At 62.2% G+C, this 13,716-nt stretch carries 13 protein-coding genes; 4 read left to right on the forward strand and 9 right to left on the reverse strand.

The window, feature by feature from the left end; translation table 11 throughout:
* Positions 1 to 19: 19 nt before the first annotated feature.
* The 6 genes from LB532_RS14890 to LB532_RS14915 form a co-directional block, all read right to left on the reverse strand.
* A complete protein-coding gene (locus LB532_RS14890; protein ID WP_140638428.1) occupies positions 20 to 727 on the reverse strand; it encodes an FCD domain-containing protein in 708 nt (235 codons plus the stop codon).
* 212 nt (positions 728 to 939) lie between these two features.
* Complete coding sequence (locus LB532_RS14895) at positions 940 to 2,610, reverse strand: ABC transporter permease (protein WP_224556918.1); 1,671 nt, start codon at positions 2,608 to 2,610, stop codon at positions 940 to 942.
* 194 nt (positions 2,611 to 2,804) lie between these two features.
* Positions 2,805 to 3,851: an ABC transporter substrate-binding protein gene (locus LB532_RS14900; protein WP_140551288.1), complete on the reverse strand. Its 1,047-nt coding sequence runs from the start codon at positions 3,849 to 3,851 to the stop codon at positions 2,805 to 2,807.
* A 12-nt stretch (positions 3,852 to 3,863) separates the two neighbouring features.
* Positions 3,864 to 4,931, reverse strand: a complete 1,068-nt coding sequence (locus tag LB532_RS14905; protein ID WP_140638426.1) for an ABC transporter ATP-binding protein — start codon at positions 4,929 to 4,931, stop codon at positions 3,864 to 3,866.
* A gap of 229 nt (positions 4,932 to 5,160) precedes the next feature.
* Positions 5,161 to 5,700, reverse strand: coding sequence for a chromate transporter (locus tag LB532_RS14910; RefSeq protein WP_140638425.1), 540 nt, complete (start codon positions 5,698 to 5,700; stop codon positions 5,161 to 5,163).
* Positions 5,687 to 6,271 (reverse strand): chromate transporter, encoded by a 585-nt coding sequence (locus LB532_RS14915; protein WP_140638424.1) that lies wholly within the window; start codon positions 6,269 to 6,271, stop codon positions 5,687 to 5,689. The genes LB532_RS14910 and LB532_RS14915 overlap by 14 nt, the downstream gene beginning before the upstream one ends.
* 98 nt (positions 6,272 to 6,369) lie before the next feature.
* Between LB532_RS14915 and LB532_RS14920 the strand changes: the two genes are divergently transcribed.
* The 3 genes from LB532_RS14920 to LB532_RS14930 all read left to right on the forward strand — a co-directional run bounded on the left by LB532_RS14920 (position 6,370) and on the right by LB532_RS14930 (position 9,319).
* The gene (locus LB532_RS14920) at positions 6,370 to 7,080 is read left to right on the forward strand and encodes an FCD domain-containing protein (protein ID WP_140638423.1); all 711 of its coding nucleotides are present in this window, start codon (positions 6,370 to 6,372) and stop codon (positions 7,078 to 7,080) included.
* Positions 7,081 to 7,153: 73 nt separating this feature from the next.
* The gene (gene fabG / locus LB532_RS14925; RefSeq protein WP_140638422.1) at positions 7,154 to 7,903 is read left to right on the forward strand and encodes a 3-oxoacyl-ACP reductase FabG; all 750 of its coding nucleotides are present in this window, start codon (positions 7,154 to 7,156) and stop codon (positions 7,901 to 7,903) included.
* A 72-nt stretch (positions 7,904 to 7,975) separates the two neighbouring features.
* Positions 7,976 to 9,319 carry an MmgE/PrpD family protein gene (locus tag LB532_RS14930; protein WP_140638421.1) on the forward strand — a complete coding sequence of 448 codons (1,344 nt, stop codon included), beginning with the start codon at positions 7,976 to 7,978 and terminating at the stop codon, positions 9,317 to 9,319.
* Positions 9,320 to 9,396: 77 nt separating this feature from the next.
* On the opposite strand, the gene LB532_RS14935 is transcribed toward LB532_RS14930, so the two are convergent.
* Together LB532_RS14935 and LB532_RS14940 are read right to left on the reverse strand one after the other, a co-directional pair.
* On the reverse strand, positions 9,397 to 10,470 hold the full coding sequence (locus LB532_RS14935) for a tartrate dehydrogenase (RefSeq protein ID WP_140638420.1): 1,074 nt from the start codon (positions 10,468 to 10,470) through the stop codon (positions 9,397 to 9,399).
* A 41-nt stretch (positions 10,471 to 10,511) separates the two neighbouring features.
* A complete protein-coding gene (locus LB532_RS14940) occupies positions 10,512 to 11,567 on the reverse strand; it encodes a PdxA family protein (RefSeq protein ID WP_140638419.1) in 1,056 nt (351 codons plus the stop codon).
* A gap of 171 nt (positions 11,568 to 11,738) precedes the next feature.
* Here LB532_RS14940 and LB532_RS14945 point away from each other — a divergent pair, with 171 nt between their 5' ends.
* A complete protein-coding gene (locus tag LB532_RS14945; protein ID WP_224556920.1) occupies positions 11,739 to 12,704 on the forward strand; it encodes an alpha/beta fold hydrolase in 966 nt (321 codons plus the stop codon).
* A 17-nt stretch (positions 12,705 to 12,721) separates the two neighbouring features.
* Here LB532_RS14945 and fghA read toward each other — a convergent pair whose 3' ends face one another.
* On the reverse strand, positions 12,722 to 13,555 hold the full coding sequence (fghA, locus tag LB532_RS14950; protein ID WP_140638418.1) for an S-formylglutathione hydrolase: 834 nt from the start codon (positions 13,553 to 13,555) through the stop codon (positions 12,722 to 12,724).
* Positions 13,556 to 13,716 lie beyond the last annotated feature (161 nt).

Below are 13,716 nucleotides of genomic sequence, written 5' to 3' on the forward strand. Positions count from 1 at the left end.
GAGAAACGTCCTACGGCAGTCAGTCCGAGGAGTGTCGCAACGCCACGGTTGCCCGGCGCGTGCGCGAGGTTCCGTTGACGATGTGCTCGCGCCCGGCTGCGAAGGCCCGCTGCGGATCGCGTGCGGCAACGGCGTCCACGATGGCCCGGTGCTCGCGATTGGATATATCGAGCACGTCGCCACTCGCCAGTGCGCGGTAGCGCTGGATGTGGAGTTCCCGTGCAAGGCCGAGATAGATCTGCGCCAGGCGGCCGTTGCCGCACATCCTCGCCAGTTCCGAATGGAACTCCAGATTGACCGGATAGTACTGGCTCACCTCGCCGATCTTCGCCAGTTCGTCCATGCGGTCGACGAGCGCGCGCAATTTGGCGATTTCGGGATCGGTGATCTTCTCCGCGACGCTCATGGTCATGCACGCGAAGATGCAGGCGCGCGCTTCCGACACATCGCGAGCCTCTTCTTCGCTGAGCTCGCGCACGAAAAAGCCCCGATTGGGGATCACCTGGATCAGCCCCAGAGCTGCCAGCGCGCTGCACGCTTCCCGGATCGGCCCCCGACTGACCTTGAGCTGCTGGGCCAGCGCGTTTTCGTTGATCCGTTCGTTGGGCGTGAATTCTCCCTCGACGATCATTCGCTCTATTTCGTGCTGCACGACATTGGCGAGCGAGCGCGTGCGTAAAAAGTCGATGGGCGAAAATCCCGACATGTTTTCGGTTTCGTTAGCCATGAGCCCGAATTCCGTTCAATGCCCCGCGGACGACACGATTTGCCTGATCCGGCCTCGCTGGCCGCGAACACTTTGCCTGGCCATCATCCACGGTTTGATCTCCTTCGTCCAATTGATGCCGACGACATCCAAGCAGGACCATGACTGAGACATACTTCCTCTTGTCAAGCGAAACGCGGACAATTGCTGTGGAATCAAGACCGGCATCCACCTCAGCCACCGCTCCTGGGAGGCGCTCCGCCGAGAACCGGGACCTTGTTCGCGATAAAGACAACGGTGAACGAAACCACCAGCAGCAAGATGCCGAGTACCGCAATCGCTCCGTAGTCGCCGCTTTCGTTGAGATCGTAGATGATGACTGAGACCAACTTGGTCTGCGCGGTCGTCAGAAGCACTGTCGCCGACAACTCCCGGATGGTGCCGATGAAAACGAAGCACCAGGCCGCGATCAGACTGGTACGCAGCAACGGCGCCGTGATCTGCCACAAGGTCTTCAGGCGAGTGGCGCCGAGAATGCGGCTGGCTTCCTCCAGTTCCGGATGCACGCCATGGAAAGCCGATGACAATTGCTGATAGCCGGCCGGAAGCTCGATCGTCAGGAAGGCGATCAGCAGGATCCACAAGGTGCCGTAGAGGCCGAATGTCGGGTTGGCATAGGCGAGGAAAAGCCCGACGCCGAGCACAATGCCCGGAATGGCTATCGGCGCGGTTGCCAGCACGCCCAAAAATGCCGCGCCCGGCGCGGCGCGGCGGGCAACCAGATACGACACCACAAGCGCGATGCCGGTCGCGATCGTTGCCGTCGACAAACCAAGGATCAAGGTGTTCCAGATGGCGAGCCGCGTGCTGGAAAATTCGAAGAGCACGAAATGAAAATTATGGAGCGTCAACGAACTCCAGCTCAGCGGCTCGGAAATATTGTGCGTCAGAGCCACTTTGAGCAGAGCGAGATAGGGAAACAGGACCGTCACGCACAGGATGAACAACACATATGCGCCGGCCAGCCATTTCCAGTTGCCCAGCTTCACGCGCCGCGGCGTGCCGCTCTTGCCGCCGAGCACGGTATAGCCGCGGCGCCCGAGCAGCCATCTCTGCCCCCAGAGCAGGAGCATGGTGACCACGAGCAGGGGCACGGCACTGGCCGCGGCGAGATCGAGCCGCGGCGGAAACTGGAAATAGCTCCAGATCTTGGTGGTGATGACGTGGAAGCCGGCCGGCAGCGCCAGGATCGCCGGCGAGCCGAACATAGTGAAGGCCTGGACGATGGCGACCAGGGACCCGGCCAGCATGGCAGGCAGCACCATGGGCAATGTCACCCGCCGCAATGTCGTGCCGGGCTTGCCGCCGAGGATCGCCGATGCCTCTTCGAGGTCGGATGGCACCTTGTCGAAGGCGTTGGCCACCAGCGTGAAGACGAAGGGAAACGAATAACAGGTGACCGCGAAGACCAGCCCGGTGAAGGTGTAGATATCGAACAGGCTTTGCGACTGGTCGAGGCCGAAGGCCCAGCGATAGATATTGTTGAGAATACCGCTGTTCGGCGCGGCCAGCATTGCCCAGGCAATGGCGCCCAGGAAGGGCGGCGTCACGAACGATGCCGTCACCAGACTGCGGACAAGGCGCTGCCCCGGCATGTCGGTGCGCGCGACAAGCCAGGCCAGCGGCGTGGCGACGAGACACGAGAACAGGCCGACGCAGCCGGCCATGCCGAGCGCGATGAGGAACGCCCGGCGAATTGTGGCGTCGGTAAAGAGGCGGGCGAAATTCGCCAGGGTCAGGGAACCCGCCTTGTTGGTGATGCTGTAGTAGCCCAGCCAGAACAATGGCAGCAGCACCAACACGCACAGGATGCCGGCCAGCAGCACGAAAAGAGGTGTCGACAAATCGAACCTGCCGAGGCGCCGCCTTGTGGCGGAATCGGGGGACAATGCAGCGATGGTCACCTGGTCACCTCTGAGCTTGATTTGATATCGGCAGAACACCCCCGGCCCGACCCGGGATCTTGCGATGTCGCCCATGACGACATCGCAAAATCATTTCATTCCGCCACCGGTCCAACTTGACGGCGAACCGCTACTCACGTGCCGAAATACTCTTCGTATTTCTGCTTGATCTCTTCGATGGCGTCGCGAACGTTCGCCGGGTCGGACTCAAGCAGCTTGATCTGGGAAAGCGGCGTGCGGTTGGATTTTTCCTTCACGTCCGGCCGGACCGAACGCAGACCGCCGAAATCGTCGTTCAATTGCTGGGCTTCCTGCGAGAACATGAAGGAATAGAAAAGCTTGGCTGCGTTTGGATGAGGAGCGTAAGCCAGGATGGCGGCGTTGCCGTAGGCGATGGAGGTTCCTTCCGCCGGATAGACCGCCTTGATCGGCACGCCTTTGTCCTGGAGGATGAACACGTTGTACTCATTGCCATCAGCCTGGATCGGGCGCTCGCCCTGGGCAAGGACCTTCGGCGGCTCCGTCGAGGACTGGACCTGCATGACGCCCTGCTTGCCCAGTTTCTCGAAATAGTCCCATCCGAGAAGCTGGCTGAGGGCATAGGTCGCGGTCATCACATTGCCGCTGTAGCCGGGATGCGACTTGACCAGCTTGTCCTTATATTTGGGATCGAGCAGATCGGTCCAGGTCTTTGGCGCGTCCTCTTCCTTCACCAAGTCGGTCCGGTAGGCGATGACGGTCAGCGTGGCGCGGAAAGCCGCATAGAGCCCGTCGGGGTCACGATCCTTTTCCGGCCACATCTTGGCCACGTCCTCGGGAACGGCCGGCGTCAGCCAGTTCTGATCCTTGAATGTGAGGAAGTGGGATGCGTCGGAGGTCTCGATGACATCGGCATTGTGGATGCCGCTCGAATATTCCTGCCCTATGCGCTGAAAGACGCGTTCGGAACCAGCCCTCTCCACCTGGACCTTGATGCCGGGATAATGCGCCTCGAAGGCGGAGCCCAGTTTCTCGGCAACCTGCACGTCGGTGGAGGTGTAGTAGACGACCGAGCCCTCCTTGGTTGCCGCCGCAACCAGCTCGTCCGTCACGTGGTAGGGCTCCGGCGGGGCCGCCCAGGCCACCTGGCTCCACGCCAAGGCTGCCAAAAGCGCGCCTGCTGCGACTTTCGTGTTCGACATGTCTCTCTCCCTTTAGTGCGCGAGCGCCCGGCAGCGATCAGGTGGGCAATGAAGCCAAATTTGCTGGTTTTCCGGGACCGCGACATCGACGGGCGCAATCGCCCGCACGGTTTCGCCACCTGATAAATTGACGAGATAGTCGCGATGCGACCCGAGATAGACCTGGCGCAGCACCTTCCCGGTGGCCCAGTTGCTCGGATCGCCTTTCGGCTTCTCGTTCGTGAGGTGCAGGTCGTGATGCCGCACCGACACCGCGGTCTGGCCGTTGGAGGCGTAGTCGCCGCTGCCGCAGCGCAGCACCAGGCCATTGCCGCAATCGACGGTGTCCGTTCCGATCCGCTTGCCCTTGAAGATATTGGTGCCGCCGATGAACTGCGCGACGAATTCCGAGCGCGGCCGTTCGTAGATGTCCTCGGGAGAACCAGCCTGCTCGACATTGCCCTGGTTCATCACCACGATGACATCGGCGGCGGTCATGGCCTCGGTCTGATCGTGAGTGACGTAGACGGTCGTGTAGCGGAACTCGTCGTGAAGCCGACGGATTTCAAACCGCATCTCCTCGCGAAGATTGGCGTCGAGATTGGAAAGCGGCTCGTCGAGCAGCAGCGTCTCCGGCTCGATGACAAGCGCCCTGGCAAGCGAAACACGCTGCTGCTGACCGCCCGACAATTCGCCCGGATAGCGCTCAGCCAGTTTTTCGAGCTTGGTCGCATGGAGGATGCGACCGGCCTTAGCCTGGATGTCGCTCTTTCCCATGCGGCGGAGCCGCAGGCCGTAGGCGACGTTCTCGAACACGGTCATATGCGGCCAGAGCGCATAGCTTTGGAAGATCATCGACATGTTGCGGGCTTCCGGAGGCTCGCTGGCATGCGGCGACGACACCACACGGCCGCCGACGCGGATCTGACCATCCGACGGCTGAACGAACCCGGCGACCAGGCGCAAGGTGGTGGTCTTGCCACAGCCCGATGGTCCGAGCAGGCACACCAGCTTGCCCTTCTCGATAGAGAGATCGACCTGATTGACGACGGTCAACTTCCCGTAGCGCTTGGTCAGATTGTCGAGTTCCACAAAGGCCATGGGTCCTCCCGAACACTCACTCACAAGCGATGTGCCTGCGCCTCTTCCCCAAGGTCGGTCTAATTTTGTTAATTGTCAACAATTAACTGACGACTATCTGCATTGTCGTTGAGGGCAGAGGCATTTGTCGGCCGGAATTGCCGGGCGCCTCGCGTCGAAACGGATCCGTGCGACGCGCTTCGGCTCTTCTCCATGCCTTGTCGCTGTCCCAAAATTTGGGCGACATGCGTTATCCTACAGCCATCAGCAGACCGCAAAAGAGGACCGATCCCACGACCATCAGCGTCAAGGGCCCCAAACGAACCCTACGCGCCGCAACGGCGACCATGATGGCCACGCACCAGGCGATCCAGCCGCCTTTCGCGTTGCTCAGGAGAGCCGAGACGCTGGACAGCACCAGCCCCGCGGCGAGCGGCGCCAAACCATAGACCAGGGCGCCTTGCCATGCCGCATCCGGACGGCTGTGCCAGAAATGCGCGATCACGATCACCAGCAGCGAGGACGGCGCAAAGATCGCGATCGTCGAAACGACTGCCCCCGCCCATCCGGCAAGGTGCCAACCCATCAGCGTGACGATCAGGGTTCCCGGTCCGGGTGCGACGCGGGAGATGGCAAACATATCGAGGAAAGCCTTGTTGGTCAGCCAGTGCCGGTCATCGACGACGCTGTGCTGCAATTCGCCCAGAATGGAGGATCCGCCGCCGATGGCCATCAATGACAAGGGTGCGAACACCAGACACAGGGTAAGAAGCAGATTATCGTCTTTCATGCCGTTTTCTTACAAAGCCGATGCCGATGCCGATGGGCGCCAGCACCGCAACGATGACGAGAGCAGAAAGATGAAAGACCGATGCGCCGACCAGCGTGCAGGCAAACAGGACTGTTGAAATGACGTCGATGCAGGCATATCGCATGGCAAGATAGCCGACGGAAAGCGACAGTCCGGCTGCCGCGACGGCGAGGCCCGCAAGCAGCGCGCCGATCGCGGGATCGGCGCTGAGCCTCAGCACGACATTTCCTATCAGGATGATTGCGATGGCCGGGGGCAGGACCACTGCCAACAGCGCCACGAAGGCTCCGACGAAACCTCTGAGTTGATATCCGAGCCAGAGCGCCAAGTTTGCAACGTTGACTCCGGGCAAGGACTGGGCAAGCGCCAGTCCGGACAGAAACTGCCTGTCGGTGAACCAGCCCCGATTCACCACGAATTCCGTGTGCATCATGCCGTTCACGCCCCCGCCAATGCTGGTGATGCCGAGCTTGGCAAACGCCAGGAAGAGTTCGAAAAGGCTTGGCGAAGGCAACGCATCCTTCACCAGCGGGATGTCCGCCTGAGGCATGAAACTCCGGTTCTCCAGCTTGCGGCCAGCAATGATCCTGCCTGTCAGTCGCACTGTATTCTGTTGACAGTTTGCAGTAAATAGTAGATCACGATCCGATGAGGGCCGAGCTTGAGTTTCTTCAGAACCACTCCCTGACGAGCGTCCTGCGGCGCGAGTTGGAGAGCCTCATCCTGTCGGGAGAATTCGCCCCGGGTGAGAGGCTGAACGAGAATTCGCTGGCGACCCGCTTTTCGGTGAGCCGCGGTCCCATCCGCGAAGTGTGCCGCGCGCTTGCCGAGAAAGGCCTACTCGAGCTTGTCCCCAACAGGGGCGTGTTCATGCGCAGGATCGACGAGGAGCAGGCCGCCGAGCTTTACGACGTGCGCGCGGGGTTATTCGCGTCGGCGGCGCGCCTCCTGGCCACGAAGGTCACGGCGGCGCATATTTCGGAACTGGAGCGCTTGCTCGATCGCATGGAGGAGGCGGTCGCCATGCATTCGCTCGATGCCTACTACCCGCTCAATCTGGAATTCCACGATTCGATCCTGCGCTTCGCGGGCAACGGCCGGCTGCACAAGGCCTATTCCGAACTCGTCAAGGAACTGCACCTGTTTCGGGAGCGCGCGCTGCTGCAAGGCGGTGGCCTCTCCGTGTCCAATATTGAGCACCGCCGCATCGTTGCGGCATTGCGAAACGGCGACGCGACAGCCGCCATGGAGGCAGCCTTCCTGCATGTGCTGAGCGGCAAGAGCCGCATGACCCTGCCGGCAGCGGCCGTCCCTGGACATTCGAGCGGCAACGCGCCCGACACCGGGGATCTCGCATGAACCGCTCCGATTGGTCTCGAGAAATGCCTTCAATGGCAGTGGCCGGCTCGGACTGGTCCGACGGGAGCTTGGCATGAACGGCGGACGGGAACTGGAAGGACGCGTCGCCATCGTAACGGGAGCCGCCCGCAATATCGGGCGCATCATGGCGCTGGAGCTTGCTGGCGCCGGGGCCGCCGTGGTCGTGAACGCACGCAGCTCCCGGGCTGAAGCCCAGTCCGTCGTCAATGAAATCGCGGCCGCCGGAGGGAGGGCCAGGGCTGTCCTGGCCGACATCGTCGATCCGGAGGCAGTCGACGCGCTGATCGGCGCGACCGTTCGGGAATTCGGCGGCATAGACATTCTCGTCAACAGCGCCGCCGTACGACATGAAACCGCGTTCGAGGATATGAGCTTCACTGAGTGGCGCGACGTGCTTTCGATCATCCTCGACGGCGCGTTCCTGACCGCCCATGCGGCGCTCCCGCACCTCAAGAAGTCAGGACAGGGAGCAGTGATCAACATCGGTGGCCTGTCGGCGCATACCGGCGCCGGCGGACGCGCTCATGTCGTGACCGCGAAGGCAGGCCTGTCCGGCTTCACGCGCGCCCTCGCCCATGACGTTGCCGGCGACGGCATCACCGTCAATTGCGTTGCGCCCGGCATGATCGACACCGTGCGAGCAGGCGGAGAACCCTCTCACCATGTCGGGAAACTGCCGCCTGTCGGCCGGCTTGGAACGCCGCAGGAAGTCGCCTCGCTCGTGCGCTATCTCTGCGGCCCCGCGGCCCGCTACATCACCGGCCAGACCGTTCACGTCAACGGCGGCGCCTTCATGGCGTGATCCGCGCCAATCACCAGCAAAGCACGCCGGCAGGCCAGGCAGTCCTGTGCAACGGTAATTCAGGGAGATCAAATGATTGACGTCACCGCCACGCTGGCCCGCTATGTCGTGTCGGCATCCGCAGACAGCGTGCCCGGTAATGTGCGGCGCGAAGCGGTACGCTCCTTCCTCAACTGGACAGGCTGTGCGGTAGGTGGCTCGCAACATGCGAGCGTCGATATTGCGCTCGCGGCCGTGTCGCCGTTTGCCGGCAAGGATCAGGCTGCCATATTGGGCCGCGACGAACGATTGGACGCACTCAACGCCGCGCTTCTCAACGGCATCGCCAGCCATGTTTTCGATTTCGACGATACGCATCTGCGCACCATTATCCATCCCGCCGGGCCGGTCGCCTCCGCGATCCTGAGCCTTGCGCAGCTGCGGCCGGTAAGCGGCCGTGATCTGCTGCATGCCTTCATCCTCGGCGTCGAGGTCGAATGCCGCATCGGCAATGCGGTCTACCCCGCGCATTACGACATCGGCTGGCACATCACCGGAACGGCCGGCGTCTTTGGCGCCGCCGCCGCAGCGGGGCGGCTGCTTGGCCTCACCGAACAGCAGATGATCTGGGCGCTCGGCATAGCCGGAACGCAGTCTTCGGGTTTCCGCGAGATGTTCGGCACCATGTGCAAGAGCTTCCATCCCGGCCGCGCGGCGCAAAACGGACTGCTCTCCGCCTTCATGGCGCAACGCGATTTCACCTCGTCAAATCGCGTGCTCGAGGCCCCGCGCGGTTTCGCCCACGTCATGTCGACCGAGCGCAATTTCGACGAGATCACCAAAGGTCTGGGCGAGAGCTTCGAGATCGCGCTGAACACCTATAAGCCGTTTGCCTGCGGCATCGTCATCCACCCGATCATCGACGGCTGCGTGCAATTGCGCAACGAGTTCGGACTGACGGCCGCGCAGATCGAAGGCATTGAGTTGGAAGTCGATCCGCTGGTGCTCGAGCTGACCGGCAAGAAGACGCCGACAGTCGGTCTCGAAGGCAAGTTCAGCGTCTACCATTCGGCAGCGGTGGCCATCATCGAAGGACGCGCCGGCGAGGAGGAATATAGCGATGCGAGCGTGCGCGACCCGGAGGTGATTGCGCTGCGCGACCGCGTGAGTGCAGCGGCATCGCAAAGCGTCGCTGAAGACGAATGTCACGTGACGATCAGGCTCAAGGACGGCCGCGTCCTGAGGAAACATGTCGAGCATGCGATCGGCAGCCTGGCGCGGCCGATGACCGACGACGATCTGAACGCAAAGTTCGGCGGGCTTGCCGAACCGGTTCTGGGCGCTACGGCAACGGCGCGCCTGCGGGATCTGTGCTGGGAGATAGAGACGCTCGAAGACGCCGCCGCCATCGCCCGCGCCGCAACCCCCGTGGGCTGAACGGGTTTCATGCCGCGACGGCGGTCAATCTCGCCGATGCAAACACCCTCTCTGCCCTGGTGCCGACGACCTGAAGGTCAAAGTGCCGCGGCGATCGCCTTGCCACACTCAACGGTGTTTGCGGCGCCGCCAAGGTCGCGCGTGCGCAGCGAAGGCTCGGCGAGAATGGTCTCGATCGCCGAAACGATCCCGGCGGCCGCCTCAGCCTGCCCGAGATGGTCGAGCATCATCGCGGCCGACCAGATCTGCCCGACGGGATTTGCAATCCCCTGCCCCGCAATATCCGGCGCCGAGCCGTGAACCGGCTCGAACAGGGACGGAAAATTACGGTCGGGATTGATATTGGCGCTGGGTGCGATGCCGATCGTTCCCGTGCAGGCCGGGCCGAGATCGGACAGAATGTCGCCGAAAAGGTTGGAGGCGACGACGACGTCGAACCAGTCGGGATGAAGCACGAACTGGGCCGTCAGGATATCGATGTGGTATTTGTCCCAGCGCACATCGGGAAAAGCCTTGGCCATTTCCTCCACGCGCTCGTCCCAATAGGGCATGCTGATCGAGATGCCGTTCGACTTGGTCGCCGAGGTCAGGTGTTTGCGCTTGCCCTTGGCGGCAAGCTCGAACGCGAACCTCAGCACACGATCGACGCCAATGCGCGTCATGACTGTTTCCTGCACCACCACTTCGCGCTCGGTGCCCGGGAAGATGCGGCCGCCTATCGACGAATACTCGCCTTCGGTGTTTTCGCGCACCACCCAGAAATCGATATCGCCTGGGCCGCGCCCGGCGAGCGGGCTCGGCACACCCGGCATAAGGCGCACCGGCCGCAGGTTGACGTATTGATCGAACTCGCGCCTGAACTGGAGAAGCGACCCCCACAGAGACACGTGGTCGGGCACGCCGGCAGGCCAGCCCACGGCGCCAAAGAAGATCGCGTCATGGGATCCGATCCTTGCCTTCCAGTCCTCTGGCAGCATCCGGCCGTGACGGGCGTAGTAATCGTAGGAGGCGAAATCGAACCAGTCGAACGACAGGCCGATGCCGAAGCGCGAAGCGACCTTTTCCAGGACGCGTACGCCCTCCGGCACGACCTCCTTGCCGATGCCATCGCCGGGGATGACCGCGATGCGGAAATTGTTGGATTTCGTCATTTTGCTTCCAGTTGGTTTCAGAGGCGGTTGGCCGACATCGGTCAGGCTGCAGCCTGGCGTTCTGCGTTTTTGCGGCGCGCAAGCTGGCCCGCAAGTCGAACCGCACTCTCCAGCGCACCTGTCGAGGCGATGCCTTTGCCGACGATGTCGAAGGCGGTTCCGTGCGCCGGCGTGGTGAAGACGGTTTCGAGGCCGGCCGTGACAGTCACGCCGCGATTGAAGCCGCGCAGCTTGGTCGCGATCTGCCCCTGATCATGGTACATGGCGACCACACTGTCATATTCGCCGGCGAAAGCCTTGATGTAGATGGTGTCAGCGGGGAAAGGCCCGCTGCAATCGATGCCCGTTGCCGCGGCGGCCTTGACCGCCGGACCGATCAGATCGATCTCCTCGCGCCCGAACAGCCCGTTCTCGCCGGCATGCGGGTTGAGGGCCGCGACGGCGATACGCGGCTTCTTCATGCCGGCGCGTTGCATGGTGCGGTCAACGAGTTGGATTGCCTCGATGATGCTGTCATGGGTGATCTGGTCGAGAGCCGTGCGCATGGAAACGTGCGAGGTGACGCGCGACATCCATTGGCCGTCGAGCACATTCATCTCGGAGAAATATCCTTTGTGTTCCAGCAAATGGGCAAACATCTTGTGCTCGTCCGGAAATTTCCAGCCGCCGGCATGAAGCGCTGCCTTGTTCAGCGGTGCGAAGGTGATGCCGTCCACTTCGCCCTTCATCGCCAGCCGCACGGCGGCGGCCAACGTGTCTCCGGTCAGCTTTCCGGACTCCGCAGAAACCACGCCGCGCGGCAAGGCCGCGGGATCGATGTTGCCGAGGTCGATGACAGGCGTCTGAGCTGCGTTCCAGTCGATCGAGGCGACGTCTGGAACGGTCTTGATGGAGAGAGACACGCCGGCATCGCGGGCGCCCATCTCCAGGACACGCCGGTCGCCGAGAACGACAATGCGCGCAGCATCGGAAAGCCGGCCATCCGACAGCACGCGCGCAACGAGTTCCGGGCCGATGCCCGTCATATCGCCAGGCAAGAGGGCCAGGCAAGGCAGCGGCGAAGCGGCTTTGGGCGAGGACTTATCTGAATCTGGCATGGACACGCCCCCTTCGGCTCGGCGGTGGCAAGGCCACCCGATGTTCGCCGCGCAAGCCTCGCTTGGCGACCTGGTGCGATGTTGCGCTGCATCCAAAAAAAGTCAACTGAAAATTGTTGACAGTATTCAATTTGAAGGCGAGGTTTAGGGGACAGAGCTCGGGAGAACCTTATGGCCAGTCAAAACACCTCGGACGTCGCCGCCGCATCCCTCATGCCCCCACTGGAGAAGGAGCATCGGGGCCTGATGGAGGGATTTTCCTACAGGAGGATCAAGACCAGGGGAGCCGAGATCAATGTCGCGATCGCGGGCTCAGGCCCGGCATTGCTGCTGGTCCACGGCAATCCGTTGACGCATGTCAGTTGGCACCGGATCGCGCCTTCGCTGGCGAAATCCTTCACGGTGGTTGCCATCGACCTGCGCGGCTACGGCGACAGTTCGAAGCCCGACGGCGGCCCTGACCATGCCGCGTACAGTTTCCGCGCCATGGGCGAAGACGCCTTCGACGTGATGAGCGAACTCGGCTTTGAAAAATTCGCGCTTGCCGGCCATGATCGCGGCGCCCGCGTCGGCTTCCGTATGGCGCTTGATCGGCCTGACAGGATTACGCGCTTCTGCGCGCTAGATATCATCCCGACCTACCATCTTCTCACCAACGTCACCCTAGGTTGGGGGCTGGAAAGCTATCACTGGTTCTTCATGGCGCAGAAGGCGCCGTTCCCGGAAAAGCTGATTTGCGCAGACCTGGATTACTACATCCAGTACAAGCTCAACAAGAAGGGCGTTGGGCTGGAGATATTCACGCCGGAAGCCTTCAAGGAATATGCCCGCTGCACGACGCCTGAGCAGATCCACGCGGTGTGCGAGGACTACCGGGCGACCGTGACACTCGACCTCGCCATGGACACAGCCGATTTCGGCAAGAAGAAGATCGGATGCCCGGTCATGGTGATCTGGGGCAGCAACAGTCATGTCGGACGCCATCTCACGCCTATCGAGGCATGGGCCCCCTGGGCGCCGGACCTTAGAGGCTGGGCCATTCCGACGGGCCACTACCCGGCCGAGCACCGTCCCGACCTGATCTATGAAAGCTTCTGGACGTTCTTCAAAGGCGGCGAGCCGAAGCCCTACCGCTGATAATGCCCGGCGGTTCTTCAGCCTAGCCGCGCGGCGTGCCACTTCAGGTGATCGTCCATGAAGGTCGAGATGAAGTTGTAGGAATGATCGTAGCCTTCCTGCATGCGCAAGGTGAGGTCGATGCCGGCCTTCTTGCAGGCTTCGTCGAGCAGCCACGGACGGAGGCCTTCGTCAAGGAACCCATCGGCCGTGCCCTGATCAACCAGGAATTCGCCAAAACGGCGGCCGTCCTCGATAAGCAGCGTGGCGTCATAGGCGCGCCAGTCCCTGTCGTCGGCGCCGAGATATTTCTCGAGCGCAGGCCGCGACCAGCCAGCGGTCGTCGGCTGAACGATCGGCGCGAAGGCCGAGCAACTCCTGAAGCGGCCGGGGTTCTTCAGCGCGATCGTCAACGCGCCGTGTCCGCCCATCGAATGGCCCGATATGCCCTGGCGCGCCGTGTCGGCAGGAAAGTTCGCGGCGATTAATCCCGGCAGCTCGTCGAGGACGTAGGAATACATACGGTAGTTCCTGGCGTAAGGCTGCTGCGTCGCGTCGGCATAGAAACCGGCGCCGCAGCCGAACTGCCAATTGTCCTTCTCGTCCGGCACATCGGCACCGCGCGGGCTGGTGTCGGGGCAGACCACGATGAGACCAAGCTCGGCCGCCAGGCGCCGGTACTCGCCCTTGTCCATGACATTGGCATGGGTGCAGGTGAGACCCGAAAGATACCACAGCACCGGCACCGGCCCATTCTTGGCCTGCGGCGGCACGAAGACGGCAAAGGTCATGTCGCAGGCGCAGACCTCTGAAGCGTGCGAGTAAACACCCTGGACGCCGCCATGCGACTTGGACGTGGAAACGACTTTCATCAACTCTGCCTTTTCGTCATGACCCTTTCGGTCCGACATAACTGCCGGCCGCCGCACCCGCAACCTTCAGCCCTGCAAACAGCACCGGCGGCGTGTGGCTTTCTCAATAAACCACGACACTCCTGATCGACTTGCCCTCATGCATGAGGTCGAAACCCTTG

Source organism: Mesorhizobium sp. ESP-6-2, from assembly GCF_020164675.1.
In the GTDB taxonomy this organism is placed as follows: Bacteria; Pseudomonadota; Alphaproteobacteria; order Rhizobiales; family Rhizobiaceae; genus Mesorhizobium.